Origin of the sequence: Segetibacter aerophilus (assembly GCF_007991655.1) — a bacterium.
In the GTDB taxonomy this organism is placed as follows: domain Bacteria; phylum Bacteroidota; class Bacteroidia; order Chitinophagales; family Chitinophagaceae; genus Segetibacter; species Segetibacter aerophilus.
In genome coordinates this window covers 133,884-147,218 of the sequence record NZ_BJYT01000002.1, presented here as the reverse complement: position 1 = coordinate 147,218, position 13,335 = coordinate 133,884, and the positions used below count along the sequence as shown (strand labels likewise).

Below are 13,335 nucleotides of genomic sequence, written 5' to 3'. Positions count from 1 at the left end.
TTTTCGCTGCTTTTGCTCCATTCTAAAAGTTTTTTAAACCACTTTTTCATGTGTATAACGCTGGTGTACAATGGTATCAACATATGATTCCATTCTAATAGTTAAGAAACTTTACATCCATGATAAATCAACAGCTGAGCATTTTAAGCACACCCATTAGAATTAATAATCCCTTGAAACTTCTAAGTAAATATTGTTTAACCACACCTTGCGGAGCTGTAGTAAAAGCTCGCTATGAATCTGTTTTAAAATTTTCTTTCCTGCATGGTAATGGTTAAAGTGTTGGTACGTATCCTTCAATATTTCAAAGCCGAATGCAGGACAAATTTCTGCGTCATCATACGGTCGCATATCATAATTATAGCCACTCATTTGTTCATCACCCAACGGCAATGGTATCAGTGAGATTCTTTTGAGTGTCACTTCAAAAGCGAACATCAAAATCATCATCCCATCTGGAGTTACACCTTCACCAGTCCAGTCATCATATTTGAAAATTAAGAAAAGATAGCTTCCGTTTTTGTGTGCGAAATTGAAAGTGCAATACCTTTCCTCGTCCTGCCACTTCTTTATAATCTTTGTGCTAATATATTCCACCAATCCATCAAGTTCATTCGCCATATTTCTTGTTTTATATGTTTAAAAATTTACAGACAAAGCAATGCCCCTAACATGCATCAAGGACGCTTTACCTGTTTTTTGAACATCAAAATGAAACAACTACAATGCATCTTTTGCAGGTACATCAGATTCCAGTTCAGAAAACTTTAGCGCATAGTTTGAACAAAAGCCACTGCGCCTTAGCTGTTGTTATGATGTGTTTTTGATTATACCAGCGTATCCTTGGATTTCTCGTAAAGTGACGGGCTATGAAAACGCTTCTAACCTTGGAAATTCTCTGATTAATAACTCGCCAGGAATTTGAAGCACCTTGTCAATCTGTTTCCTAAAGAAACGAATGCTTGCGTCTTTGCGCTGTTAATGCCTCCTTGTTCCATCCTTTTAGCAATTTCAGACAAGCCTTCTTTAAAATTGCCATTATTGTCTATTTCCATAAGTTGTTACTTGTTTTGTTAAGCATCAGGGCGGCCCCTTTCACCACCCTTTTACTTAATGTTTGTTTATAGCTATTCCTGTATGGTGTCTAACCGAATATTTCATCAAGGTTAATCGGTTCTATATTTTCAATATCATCGATTACTTCTTGCATTTCAATTGCAAGTTCATTCATCTTAAATCTTATTCTTTCAGGGAGATAGCGTTCTCTATTATTGCAATTGCTAGTAAATAGAATTAGATACTCCAATTGAAATTTCATATACCGCATATATTGCTCAGTCTCGTGCATATTGTATAACCTCCCTATAAACTCCCTTGGGTCATCAAATATTGAAAATGGTTTCTTTCGCCGTCCCATAATATTTCTTTTTATAGTTATTGATAGGGTTATTTCTAACCGTAATTATTTCCTAAAGCCAACAGGTTGAAGAATTTTTACTTTCCGTTTCTGCTTCAAACAAATCATCTCGCTGCAGTAACGCATATAAGAAAAATTCTTTTATGCGGTTAGCAATTACAGTAATGCAGCTTTTGCCATACTTATCCTTCAACGTATAAGTTAATGAATTAGGTTCTTCCTCAATTTCAAATTGAAGAGATAGTGGTTTGCCTTTAAAGATGATAGTTGGTACATCATTTTCGAAGGTTATTTGAAAATCTTTCAGTTTAATTTTTGGCTTTACAAGAACAGCATGGGTTTGGGCAGAATAGCTTATCTTTTCTTGCTCTTCGTATTTCTCGTTAAATTCCGCATCGGCATTATTTAAAGAACCTAAAGGCTTTTCCTCTTCCGGTAAAGCTTCTTCCTTTCTAATATTTCCGTTTCCTTCCTCATTCGTTTTTGGAGCTTCAATTGGATTCGGCAGTGAAGGTTCAGGGTCATGCTTTGTAGGTTCAGGTTCGTCTGCTACTTCTTTAAACTTAGCTTTTATTTGCTTTTTGTAGGGATTACTTTCCTTATTATAATTTTGCCATAGCTTAATTGTTTCATGACTGCAATTTAAAATTGTTGCCAATTTTTGAAGTATATGTCCTTCGATTGTTTTTGCCCATGCCTGCCCATTTAAATTTTCCTGGAGATAACCTCGTAAGTACATAACCAATTCAAACTTCTGATACTTACTCAACTTTTTTATGTGCAACCCGAAATTCATAAACCTTGGACCGTCAGCCAGGTCTAAACCTTCTGCAAATGCCACTTCGATTTTTTCAACCTTATTGGCAATTGCGGCTTGCACTGATTCAATATTGGATAGAACATACGATTCACCGTTTTCTTTATCAGTTACCACTACAGGTATATCGTAATAGTCAAAGAATTCAGCCTCTTTTATATAAAATTCCGACGCTGTAATTTCAAGCTTTTGAAACAGTGGGTGATTTAAATTGAGAGCTTCAGCAGGAAAAAATTTCCTGCTTATGGTAATATTGCCGGTTTTCTTTATTGGAAGCTTGTTGCATCCGATAGCTATTTTTGTCATTTAGTTAAGTTAAAAATTTGACAGAAGGGCGGCCACTTTCACCGCCCTTTTGCTTGATGATTGTTTAATTAGTTTAAAAGCTCCTATTTTCATTATCGCATCTTTACTAATCGCCTTGCTTTTGTTTTTTGCCAGCTTTTTTTTTAGCCTCCATTTTTTATTTACTATCGTAATTTGCTTTCTGATAAACATCAGAGTGCTGCTTCTTGACAACAGCAGCGCTTGTGATAATTAGTTGTTTTAATTTGTTATAAAAGTTGAAGCACTTGCATTTTTCACTTGGCCAGCTTCCTCCAAAAAATCATAAATATCCCAGCAGACTTCTGAGTGCAAAGGGTGGATTTTTAATTCAGTTTCTTCGTCGAAACCAATTCGAGTTTTGATTATGTTATAAACCCTTGCATCTAAGTTTATATTAATGTCAATCCAACAATAATAGTTGTATAGCCGTCCATCCCAGTCAAACACCAATAGGTGTTCATCTCCTTCATCAAGTCCACTTCCCCCACGTGTATCTCCCCAACTAAAATTTAGTTTTGGATACCTTTCTATCAATAATTCCATCAAACTGTTTAGTATGTCAATAAATTCCTTTGGAGTTCGTTCTCCATTGTTATTACTAATCCTTATCATATTATTTTTTTAATTTTTTAAAAAATCGATTCAATATTCTACCATCTCAACTTTTTTCATTTTTAAGTTGATTGCTTGCCCATTGTAAGTTGGGGCTTTTGAACAACCGCAAATACATATTACCGCCCGTGTTCAACCATGTCCATAAGGCGGCTGTTCAGGCAAATGCGTGTGTGGGAATTATTAAGAATAGAAGGGGTTCTCTATTTCCAGTTGTGCTTTTTTAGCAGCTTCGTCGAGATACCAAAAAGAATGCACCACTGTTCTTAATTGAAAGTTCTTAACAAATTCAAACTCGATACCACAACTTTTATCTTTTTCATCATGGTACTTGATTTGCACCCTTTCGTTATCATCCGTGTAGACAATAACATCGCCCCCTGTACAGTTAATCATTGCTTTTGGTTTGAAGCGCGCTGCTTTCAAATCGTCTTGCAGTGCATCAAGTTGTGCATGTACTTCATTGAAGTTTTCAGAAGGATGACTGTAGTAACCTTGCAATTGCCTTCCACTGATGGTGAAAAAGTGTTTTTCGATTACTGATTTCATTGTTGCTGCTTTTGTTGTTTTTTCTTTTATCATATATGTTTTTTTTACGTGGTTATCGACCAGAAAATTCAATCGCTTTTTCCGCTCTTCTATCTCTTTTTCTTATACTGTAAAAGTACAACTATACTATCAAATAAACAAAAAATATTTTGTATAAATTGATGATTAACAACCAGTTATCGTCCAGACACACCAGGTAATACAAAGTTAAAAAGAGGTGCTGCTTTTGGGGTAGTTGAAGGATTAACTGCTAATCAACGGAACGAAACTTGATGACTACATAAATACTTAACTAGCCATCATGGAATATTCATTTACAGAAGAAGAAATAAGCACTCGATTTTATAGAATAAAAGGCTTTAAATGTTTAAAGTGTGGAAGTACTGATTCAAAAAACGGGAAAAAGGAATATGACCGAAAATGTGCCGAATGTGGCACCAATTATCCGCTTACAGCAAACACTGCGTTTCATAGCCAGCGCATTCCGTTAAATAAAGCAATTGCTATGCTTGTTGATGCTCAAACAACTTACATGAAGTTTTTAGAAAGCGACGAGTATCAAATAAAAGAAGGTGAATTCGACGAAGATGATGATGAAGACCCATTAACTTTGAAATGGAAGCGATGGCAAAAAGATAAGAAAACGCACTTTTATTTTCTCGATAACCCTGCCCGTAAATCTTCACAGGACTTAAGTGAGATTTTTAAAATAGAAAAAAAATCTGTTCAGGCATTTTTTTCAAAAATAGCGCAGTGGTTGCCAGATGAATTTGGTAACAGTTGCTACGCTGACAAAGAGTGGTTCAAAAATTTAAAAACGGACGAAAGTAAAGTAGAATGGACTAAAATCTTCAATCTTCTATTTCGACCTAATGATTATAAGTATTGGGAGCTAGATATAGCACGGGAACTTGAAGACCTCTTGTTTATCCTAATTCACTGTGTCGAGCCAGCGAAAGGAAAGCTGTATTACATTGGTGAACAATACTATGAAGATTTAGCAGAAAAGGAAAATGAACGATTACAAAAAGAAAATGAACGATTACAAAAGGAATGGGAAGAAGAGTTTGAAAGAAAGAACGGCTATAGATATATTCCCTGAATAGAGTTATCGCTAACCGAAAAAAAACACACTACGGAAATATCGAGCTTTAAAAAATAAATCTAAAGCTTACACTGCGTTCAGTATTTTTTTCAAGAAGTTTGATAGCGGCCGTTCTATTCGCTCCATACTCTTTGTGCAAATCAATCTGGCTTTTAAAAATAGTTTCTTTTGTTCTCAGCACATCCCATGGAACTATTCCCAACTCTTCGTCTGTCATATCATGTAGATCTCTATCACTTACACGCTTACTATTACCCTGTATGGCGTACAGTGTATTGTTTTGTTTATTAACTATTTTGGCTTTTGTAGCTGTTTTTATTTCAGCTTGTTTTTTCATTTCAATTTGTTCTAATACGGTTTTGTAATGCCTCTTAATTGTCGGCAGTGAGATGTTGCCCTTCGCTGTTTTGAAAATTTCTATCGGTGTAACTTCCATTTCCATAGCAATTAAAACTTCAATCGAGGCTTCAATAATTTCAAACGAGTTATCTTTTCTCAACTTCCCGTTTTGCTGATTAGCAATTATGTTCCTGTCCTTACCACTAAGCTTTGAATTTGTGTGAACTTTTTTAATTCTTGTTTTTACAAACTTCTCTCCTGTTTCAGTTATCCTTTCAAACTCCGCAGCAACCGTCCGCATCATTTCAGTTCTGCCCATTGGGCTATCATTTGTAAAATTTTGATTGATAAAATTTATATAAGAGTGAACCTCGAATAATGTGATGTCAGGATTGAGAAACATCAGGTGATTTATCATACTCCTGAATGTCTTATGCTTCTTGCCATCTGTGATTACTTTTGGTACAAACATCTGCACAAACTCCACCGGCTTTATTATATAATCAGCATCACCTACATCAACTGCTGTTTTAAACCTAAGCTTCTTTAATAAAATATCAATGGTTATAAAAGATGTAAGGGTATCACGCACTATACAACCTCGCTCTTCTTCTTTCTTTTTATACTGTTTGATACCCTTTTTATTATTTTCATTATTTATTTTACAATCACTTACATCTACTTCTATACTTTTATCTATATATAGCTTTTCATCCATCGGAATAATAAAATTTCTGGCTATACCTAATGCTTCTGTATCTATTGGTAATTTCTTAAAAACAATCTCTCTAAAATATTGATGTACTTCATTGAAGTTTTCTTTTGTAATACCAGTAGCTTTAACTAAAAAAAATACACCTCTCCCACCAACTGATTTGCCAAGCATACAAATTTTATCTGCATATTCTTGCAGAATAAATTCTTTATAAAGTTCCACCTCACACTCAATTTTATTTTTATCAATATCAAAGTACAAATAGCCCGATAGTTGTTTTAAAACTGCGGTGTTGATTACTTCACCCTTTTTATTTTTCGTTGGTATAATATCAAAAATTCCATGAGGTTTGACGCAAGGCAATTGTTTTTTCATAGCCACATACCTTTCACTCTTATAAGCTTCTGAATGTAACTGTTCAATTAGTTCTGTATTTGGATTTGCTTTTATCAAGCTCTGAAGAATGTCGAATGAAATTTTTTCGTCACCTACTACTTTTTTCAATCCATCGTTATAATAACTTATCATTCATAATATAAAAATGGCCAGAAATTAAGTGTGTAGCTCCACTTAAAATCCGGCCTGAACTTTCGTTCTAAAAATTTTTATTCAGTTATCATTAGCTACAATAATAACCTACCTATCCTTTCAAATTTTCCAATAAATGTTTATGTTACCACTTGAATAAAGTTAGTTGTCTGGGTTTTAAAACCAAATCCGGAAGAACTTCTTTTAGAACTATTTTATTAATAAAATCTTATGTGTGAAATGCTTGTTTCTCATTACCAGAACCCCCTAAAAAAAATAGCACTAGCAGGAAGTCAAAGCCGTGCCTCTGCTATTATCTTATCGCTTAAACTGCCGGCACTCAATCTTCCGCTTTCTGCTTTGTTGTCTTTAAGTAGTGGCGTTAGTTTTTTGTAAATTTCATCTCTCAATTCATCTGAAAAACCTCTCACCTCAATTATAAATGTTTCTTGCTTTGAAACTAATATCACTCCGTTTTTTTCATCTGCTTCTATTTGCTCCTGCAAGTCTTTAAGCTCCCATTTTATCTTATAGCGCCACTTTTCCCAAAACAAAAATTGAATGGCCACTTCTTCTTTACTTCCTCCAAGTATAATATCAAAATATATCTTCATTGTTTATATTTTAAATATTCCCATTACCGATAGTTTTTAAGATTTAGGAGTAAGTAACCGATTAGTGCGGCTAGGAGGATGTCCGAGGAAAAGTATATTCGAATAGCCGGAAAATAATTTGTGGCGAGAAAAAGAAGTCTAATTTTCATTTTAAAAAAACATCCGTGGATAATGCGTTAAACCCAAAGCCTCTTATTGATAAACTTTTTTCATTGCTGGACGAATGGAGAAATTTGCCGGCCTATCAACTTGAAAGACGAGCAGACATTTTTTTCGCTATCTACCTTGATACAATAATTAAGAAAAAATTTGGTGACGGCATTGATTTTATTGTTCCTGAATTCCCTATAAGGATTGGTGGCATTTTAGAAGAAAATGAAAGCGTAAACCTATCTGTAAAGATTGATTATGTTGCTGTTTGCGAAGAAGCGAAAAAGGTCTATTTTATTGAGTTGAAGACCGACCAAACTTCGCGGCGTGAGAAACAAGATTTGTATTTGCAGAAAGCAAAGGAAATCAACATTCCAGCGTTAATGAACGGTATCATTCAAATTTATAGTGCTACCATTCAAAAAAGGAAGTACAACAACCTTATTGCCTTACTATCAAAGATTGGCTGGTTGTCACTGGATAAGGATGTTTGCAGAAACACGAGTAAAGATTATGAAATTACTGTTGTTTACATTCAACCTACCAATTCCCGCAACGCAAACAACATTATTTCCTTTACTGATGTTGCTGATTATCTCAGTAACCAAAGTGATGATTTAACGGCAAGGTTTGTGAAGTCTTTGGAAAGCTGGCTAGAGAATCAAAGTGAAGAAAATAGCGTACTGATAAAAAAGCCTGTGATGTAAAACTTTTAGTATGGAGGAAATATTAAAGAAGTATGAAAGTAGCGGTAGTTTTCACTTTAGCCTAAATCAAAATCTGAAAACAGTTTGTAATGCTCCAAATACTAAGGCCGGCATTTATCTCTTCTACGATGTAACAACACAAAAGACACTCATTTATATTGGCTGCTCGGGTCACATTGCAAACGACGGAAAAATTTCAATAAGAAAGACAGGCTCTGGTGGAATTTGGGGGAGAATTGTAAACGGGCATCAATTTGGAAATATGAAAAGGCACGTTTCACTTCCACTGCAAATGAAAATGGATAATATTGAAAGCCTCGAGGTTTGCTGGTATGTTACACATTACAACGACTTAATTCATAGTCCAGTTTATGTTGAATCATGCCTTCTTCAGACATACTTTGAAAAGGAGAAAAGGCTTCCAAAGTGGAATAAGAAGTTCTGATAACACCGACTGATGATAGAAGTTTTTTTAAGAAACAAATTCCAAAAAATAGCACATCTGATTTGTAATCAGGTGATGCCTCCTGCTAACAGGAATAGTTGATTGATATGGAAGCCAATGGCAGTAAGTGTCTTAACCGTTTCTAGGCTTTTTAAACTGATATGGTCTTTGCAAGTGCATTGGAAAGTGCATTATAAAGGCAGGTAAGTTGGGTTATGAAGGCTTACTTTACACCTTTGAGATAACTACAAGCTTACCATTTTTTTCCCAGCTAAGGACTCGCAAAGTGAAACTGATGAAATAGTTGCTTAAAAAGTGTTTAATCAAAATAACTCAAAAACAACCGTTTGCTCTACTTGTATTTTAAAAAAATAAGCAATGTGGAGAGACATGTCTGAACCTGTAGGGGATGACCATTTTAGTATTAAGCGATAAAAGGTGCAGCACTTTTAATTGTGAATTAGGGGTAGGAAATGCGACTGGAAAACAACGTGGTAAAAATACAGCAGGAAAAAAGCGATGTGCTCAAGTGGATGTATATTGGATAGGAGGGATTGCGGAAATGAATAAATTTCAGACAATTGGACTAATTTACGTGTAGCAGGCAGCTTTTAATGATTTTTATAGGGGAATTGTTATTATCAATCGAACAGCTTTGACCACTTCAATTTTTGACAGAATATATTCATATAGGCAAAGAGAGAATAAAGATTCGAATGAGAACTTTATTATTGAAATTTTTGCTTTCTGTCTGCAGGAAGACAAGTCATTCTTTACCAACTTTTTAATATTACTTGGTATTAATCACGAAGACGATTACTGTGTAAAGACACAGCCTATATACAATTACGGAAGACCTGACATAGAAATTGTTTTAAACCAATCTAATACAATTATTCTAATTGAGTGTAAAATCGAACATCTTGAAAGGCCTAATCAGTTGAATGATTATCGCAACATTTTGGTCGAAAAAGTAGCTTTTAAAAAACATTTAGTTTATCTCACTAAATACTACGATTGCAAGGAGATTGAGGAAACTCGAATTAAATTTCAACAAATAAAATGGGCAGACGTCTTTGACATTATTGGCGGAAGCGAACAACAAATTACAAGACAGTTGCAACAATATCTAAAAGAGAAAGATATGGCCGATTCAAAAAACTTTCATTATCAGGATTTAGTAAACCTTTCATCTATTGCAAGTACAATAAAAAAAATGGATGAGGTTTTAGATGGGATAAAGAACATTTTTGAAAAAAATATAGGAAAATTTTCGAAGGATTCTTCACGAAGCACGCGGCTCGCTGAAAAACGGTACAACAACTATTGCAGCATATTGAAAGATGGCATTCAAACTTATAGCATAGAAGCAGGATTCTATTGGTGGCAGGAAGAAGTAGAACTAGCGGTAAGAATTTATATCCCGAAGACCGAGAGAAATAAACAAGCTACAGCAATTAATAACTTCTTTAAGAAAAAGTTGAAGACCTGGTATTTTGAAGATATGGGACATGGCTATAATTATTGGCATTATAAAGAAGTAGCCAAATTTATCATAGATGAAGAGGAACAAATAACTGAAATGGTGGAATTCTTAAGAAGAGGAATCGACCGTTTGAAATTAATCGGACCTCCTTAATAAGAAACGTAATGGGCAGGTTGCAAAACAGATTAGTAAAAACCCCAATAATTTTCCTCATTTTTTCTGCGGGTCGAATTCTAGAAGGTGTAATGACATCTCTTTAATCATCTCATCCGGTAGAGATTTCATATAATGCATAGTGGTTGTGGTGGTTGTATGTCCCATTGCGTCACTAATAGCCGCAAGTGATACCTTGTTATCAATCTTCAATTTCGTTGCAAATGAGTGGCGCGCAAGGTTAAGACATAAATGAACTTCAAAGCCTAGCTTCTTCCCTATTGGTGCTAAAAATTTGTTTGATATTCTTTTGTACCGAGTAATTGTTTTATCAATGTGTTCAGCAGACATCTTATTATCACAAATAGGAAAAACAAAATCATCTGGCTGCGTGTTTTTATTTCCCCACTCTTTGATGATAGCTTTTGATAAATCATGCAGGTACACCTTTATCTCTTTTTGCCCATTAGTTGTAGTGTTCCTTGTTTTATGTCTTACAAATGTTATCATGTTGCCGTGAACATTTTTCCACTTCAACATTGCTAAATCACGGAAGTTCATTCCGTTCGATAGGTAACAAAAGAAGAAATAAGCCTTCGCCCTTGTTTCCCTAATTCCAGCAGTCTTATAAGCTAGCAATTCTTTCAATTGAACAGGATATAAAACAGATTTAGACTTAACCTTACCGCCCATTGAAAACCCTTTAAAAGGGTAATGCCTTTCAGAGATATAGCCGGCCTTAATTGCATCATTAAAAACAGAGCGTAGTTGCCGGAGGTAAATTTGAGCGGTAGTTATTGAATTTCCCTGACTTATCATCCATTGAACATAACCCTTCAAAAATTTTGTGTCGATATCTTCGAAGTATAAGGGTGATTTGTATTTGTGGAGGGAAGTGATAGCAAGCTTACAATTTGATGAAGATGAAAACCTTTCCTTGTGTAAATCAGCTACTTTTTGCTCAAACAAAATCCTTATGTCAGTTTTACTGGATAGAAATAAGTCTGTTGAAGATTTGAACAAGCGTGTAAATGTCTCTTTTGTTGGATTTTGAAGACGCTCTAAAATTATTTCAGCTTTTTGCAAATAATCGTTCAAGTCTTTCCGAATCATTTTTGCTGCATCAGACAGAACCCTTGCAGAAGATGTTGCTTTTTCAAAATCTTCCTTTGTTGATTTCAATTTTACTGAAATTCTAAATTGTGATTGGCCTGCAATGTTTACAGTTACCATGATACGGGAAAGCTTTGTTTTTGAATCAAGTGCTCTGCTATCCCAAAAAGGTGAGACTGAGAAGTTTTGCTGTTTCATAAATTTTTTGTTTGTTGATGGGTTAGATGGCCCATCTATAGCACAATACTATTGTCCAAGCACTTAGGTTTCTCCTTTTGACAAAATAGTTATTAGGCAGACTATAAAAACTGATAAAAGCTTTGAAAAGCCGTGAAACTTGTAAAAAACGTAGAAATTAACAGAAGGATAGCAAGGAGGGCAGGAATAGGAGCTGTGATACTCTTTCACCTCTCTTAAAGCCTCTTTAAATTTAGGTACCTCCTAGGTCACCATCGTATCATTTGGATGTGTACTTTAGTAACAAATGTTTCATCCCTACGTCGCCGCATCGTAGTTCTATTGTATTTATAAATAATAATACATATTTTAACTTATGGGCCAATAGTGCTTCCAATTTAGCACCTGAATAAACAATGAAAATGTACTTACCCTTATGTCACAGCCTCTAAATCTAATTGCAGAGTTTGTGCCACTTGACAAAAGAGCTGCACGCAGAATTACTTATGAGCACAGGACAATTGATACCTTGTTCACCGACTTAGAAGCCGTGGGAATTTGCGGTGGACTTTTAAATGGTCAGGCAAGACAAGTTTGGAAACGAAGTCAACTAAAAAAAAGTTTACCTGCTGACACATTCGCAGGGCATGTTTATGCAATGAAAACAATAGAAGAAACAGACCTTAATACTGTATCGTTTTTGTTGACACTTCCTCCTTTACCTATCGGAGTTAAGACTACTCATAAAGCTTTCCAACTTTTTGATAATCTCAAAAGCCAGCAACAACGGCCATCTCTAAGATTAATTGACAAAAGCGGTATTAAATATTCTATCAACTTTTACTACGAGGAAGTTACAGAATTTAAAGAAACGACTAAAACAAAAGGAGACGAAAAGTTTTCAGTGACAACAACAGACAGAATACGTTTTATAAAAAGGGTTTATGATTATGACACTTTAGTTATAGAAACTGATGAAGTAAAACTGGCCCGAATTTATAAAAACGGAAAGATTTGCCCTATTAATGATGCAACTACTAACAGGTCAGTTTTTGAATTATTACTACGCTTTGTTAATGACCCTCAAAAGGAATTAGTTTATTATGGAAGTGTAACTGGAAATTGCAGTAACTGCGGTCTACCAATATCTGATAAACGTTCAATTAGTGCAGCAGTTGGACCTACATGTGCACAACACTTAGGCTTCAAGTGGGGATAATTGGCGGTACAATAAGCTCTTTTTGAATCAGGAAATATTCTAGGCCTGCAACTTAAATTTTCTATTTTGCTTTTGCGGTTAATTCACCTTCATGTTTTTCAAATGCCACAACTTCATAACACTTCAAACTTAGCAGTAACCTTTAAAGAAAAGCCGTGTGAATCTTGAGAATCAAATTAAAAGCTGTTACAACTCAGATGAAGCTAACACGATAATTCTAGACGGTGTTATAAATGACAATTTTTACAGTAGTTGCAAAATAAAAATGACATGGATTCTTTGGGAGCCTTATGATGATGGCGGTTGGGGAAAATGGAATTGGGATAGTAGAAAATGGATAAATTCTGAACCTGCTCGGTTCTCGCATCCGACTTGGAGGAATATTGCAAAATTAACAAAAAAAGTATTTGAGGAGATTTCATTTAACGCAATGAGAGAACCGGAATACGATTTAGAGTTTTTAAGGTACATCTCATACCTGAATGTTATGAAACATCCCGGTGAGCATACAAGTAAAAATGTCCATCCTGCTTTGAAAAAAGCATACAAAGAATGTTCGCATGTTTTACACGAACAAATTAGTAATATAAAGCCAAACGTTATCATAGGTGGGAACACTCTTTATCTTTTCCTTGATTATTTCGACTTGGATTACAAAAACGGATTTTTAATACCCGGATTAGACAGATACTGCTGGCAGGACAATAAGATGCTTTATATTGACTCCCATCATCCAAGAGCACTTTACAATGAGCATATAAATGTTATGTCGAATCTAATAGCAGAATGGTCAAAAGGCTACTGCTAACAACAGCTTCACGCAGACAGTAGGTTGAGGAATAACTTTAAACAGAATATCTTT

Annotated in this window: 14 protein-coding genes; 6 read left to right on the top strand and 8 right to left on the bottom strand. The window is 34.9% G+C overall.

Features of this window, described 5'->3' with window-relative positions:
* Nucleotides 1-162: 162 nt before the first annotated feature.
* The 5 genes from SAE01_RS04060 to SAE01_RS04040 form a co-directional block, all read right to left on the bottom strand.
* The gene (locus tag SAE01_RS04060) at nt 163-621 is read right to left on the bottom strand and encodes a hypothetical protein (protein WP_147202382.1); all 459 of its coding nucleotides are present in this window, start codon (nt 619-621) and stop codon (nt 163-165) included.
* Nucleotides 622-1,144: 523 nt separating this feature from the next.
* Nucleotides 1,145-1,417 (bottom strand): hypothetical protein, encoded by a 273-nt coding sequence (locus SAE01_RS04055; RefSeq protein ID WP_147202381.1) that lies wholly within the window; start codon nt 1,415-1,417, stop codon nt 1,145-1,147.
* A gap of 52 nt (nt 1,418-1,469) precedes the next feature.
* Nucleotides 1,470-2,540 carry a hypothetical protein gene (locus tag SAE01_RS04050; RefSeq protein ID WP_147202380.1) on the bottom strand — a complete coding sequence of 357 codons (1,071 nt, stop codon included), beginning with the start codon at nt 2,538-2,540 and terminating at the stop codon, nt 1,470-1,472.
* Between the two features lie 240 nt (nt 2,541-2,780).
* On the bottom strand, nt 2,781-3,173 hold the full coding sequence (locus SAE01_RS04045) for a hypothetical protein (protein WP_147202379.1): 393 nt from the start codon (nt 3,171-3,173) through the stop codon (nt 2,781-2,783).
* A gap of 183 nt (nt 3,174-3,356) precedes the next feature.
* A complete protein-coding gene (locus SAE01_RS04040; protein ID WP_147202378.1) occupies nt 3,357-3,755 on the bottom strand; it encodes a hypothetical protein in 399 nt (132 codons plus the stop codon).
* 268 nt (nt 3,756-4,023) lie between these two features.
* On the opposite strand from SAE01_RS04040, the gene SAE01_RS04035 reads away from it, so the two are divergent.
* Nucleotides 4,024-4,824 (top strand): hypothetical protein, encoded by an 801-nt coding sequence (locus SAE01_RS04035; protein WP_147202377.1) that lies wholly within the window; start codon nt 4,024-4,026, stop codon nt 4,822-4,824.
* Between the two features lie 49 nt (nt 4,825-4,873).
* On the opposite strand, the gene SAE01_RS04030 is transcribed toward SAE01_RS04035, so the two are convergent.
* Nucleotides 4,874-6,409 carry a hypothetical protein gene (locus SAE01_RS04030; RefSeq protein ID WP_147202376.1) on the bottom strand — a complete coding sequence of 512 codons (1,536 nt, stop codon included), beginning with the start codon at nt 6,407-6,409 and terminating at the stop codon, nt 4,874-4,876.
* Between the two features lie 293 nt (nt 6,410-6,702).
* Complete coding sequence (locus SAE01_RS04025) at nt 6,703-7,023, bottom strand: hypothetical protein (protein ID WP_147202375.1); 321 nt, start codon at nt 7,021-7,023, stop codon at nt 6,703-6,705.
* A 164-nt stretch (nt 7,024-7,187) separates the two neighbouring features.
* Here SAE01_RS04025 and SAE01_RS04020 point away from each other — a divergent pair, with 164 nt between their 5' ends.
* The 3 genes from SAE01_RS04020 (at nt 7,188) to SAE01_RS04010 (ending at nt 9,964) form a co-directional block, all read left to right on the top strand.
* Entirely contained in the window at nt 7,188-7,880 is a 693-nt protein-coding gene (locus tag SAE01_RS04020) for a hypothetical protein (RefSeq protein WP_147202374.1), read from the top strand.
* 10 nt (nt 7,881-7,890) lie between these two features.
* The gene (locus tag SAE01_RS04015) at nt 7,891-8,325 is read left to right on the top strand and encodes a hypothetical protein (RefSeq protein WP_147202373.1); all 435 of its coding nucleotides are present in this window, start codon (nt 7,891-7,893) and stop codon (nt 8,323-8,325) included.
* 655 nt (nt 8,326-8,980) lie between these two features.
* Nucleotides 8,981-9,964 carry a PD-(D/E)XK nuclease family protein gene (locus SAE01_RS04010; RefSeq protein WP_170234070.1) on the top strand — a complete coding sequence of 328 codons (984 nt, stop codon included), beginning with the start codon at nt 8,981-8,983 and terminating at the stop codon, nt 9,962-9,964.
* Nucleotides 9,965-10,021: 57 nt separating this feature from the next.
* Here the strand turns inward: SAE01_RS04010 and SAE01_RS04005 are convergent, their stop codons facing one another.
* Nucleotides 10,022-11,275: a tyrosine-type recombinase/integrase gene (locus tag SAE01_RS04005; RefSeq protein ID WP_147202371.1), complete on the bottom strand. Its 1,254-nt coding sequence runs from the start codon at nt 11,273-11,275 to the stop codon at nt 10,022-10,024.
* Between the two features lie 415 nt (nt 11,276-11,690).
* On the opposite strand from SAE01_RS04005, the gene SAE01_RS04000 reads away from it, so the two are divergent.
* Together SAE01_RS04000 and SAE01_RS03995 are read left to right on the top strand one after the other, a co-directional pair.
* A complete protein-coding gene (locus tag SAE01_RS04000; RefSeq protein ID WP_147202370.1) occupies nt 11,691-12,473 on the top strand; it encodes a DUF6011 domain-containing protein in 783 nt (260 codons plus the stop codon).
* 265 nt (nt 12,474-12,738) lie between these two features.
* On the top strand, nt 12,739-13,281 hold the full coding sequence (locus tag SAE01_RS03995) for a hypothetical protein (RefSeq protein ID WP_147202369.1): 543 nt from the start codon (nt 12,739-12,741) through the stop codon (nt 13,279-13,281).
* Nucleotides 13,282-13,335: the final 54 nt, after the last annotated feature.

Bases quoted from the DNA above. Each gene is read 5' to 3' on its own strand.
- SAE01_RS04055 (WP_147202381.1), bottom strand. From the start codon at position 1,417: ATGGGACGGCGAAAGAAACCATTTTCAATATTTGATGACCCAAGGGAG.
- SAE01_RS04005 (WP_147202371.1), bottom strand. From the start codon at position 11,275: ATGAAACAGCAAAACTTCTCAGTCTCACCTTTTTGGGATAGCAGAGCA.
- SAE01_RS04060 (WP_147202382.1), bottom strand. From the start codon at position 621: ATGGCGAATGAACTTGATGGATTGGTGGAATATATTAGCACAAAGATT.
- SAE01_RS03995 (WP_147202369.1), top strand. From the start codon at position 12,739: ATGACATGGATTCTTTGGGAGCCTTATGATGATGGCGGTTGGGGAAAA.
- SAE01_RS04035 (WP_147202377.1), top strand. From the start codon at position 4,024: ATGGAATATTCATTTACAGAAGAAGAAATAAGCACTCGATTTTATAGA.
- SAE01_RS04040 (WP_147202378.1), bottom strand. From the start codon at position 3,755: ATGATAAAAGAAAAAACAACAAAAGCAGCAACAATGAAATCAGTAATC.
- SAE01_RS04030 (WP_147202376.1), bottom strand. From the start codon at position 6,409: ATGATAAGTTATTATAACGATGGATTGAAAAAAGTAGTAGGTGACGAA.
- SAE01_RS04050 (WP_147202380.1), bottom strand. From the start codon at position 2,540: ATGACAAAAATAGCTATCGGATGCAACAAGCTTCCAATAAAGAAAACC.
- SAE01_RS04025 (WP_147202375.1), bottom strand. From the start codon at position 7,023: ATGAAGATATATTTTGATATTATACTTGGAGGAAGTAAAGAAGAAGTG.
- SAE01_RS04015 (WP_147202373.1), top strand. From the start codon at position 7,891: ATGGAGGAAATATTAAAGAAGTATGAAAGTAGCGGTAGTTTTCACTTT.
- SAE01_RS04045 (WP_147202379.1), bottom strand. From the start codon at position 3,173: ATGATAAGGATTAGTAATAACAATGGAGAACGAACTCCAAAGGAATTT.
- SAE01_RS04000 (WP_147202370.1), top strand. From the start codon at position 11,691: ATGTCACAGCCTCTAAATCTAATTGCAGAGTTTGTGCCACTTGACAAA.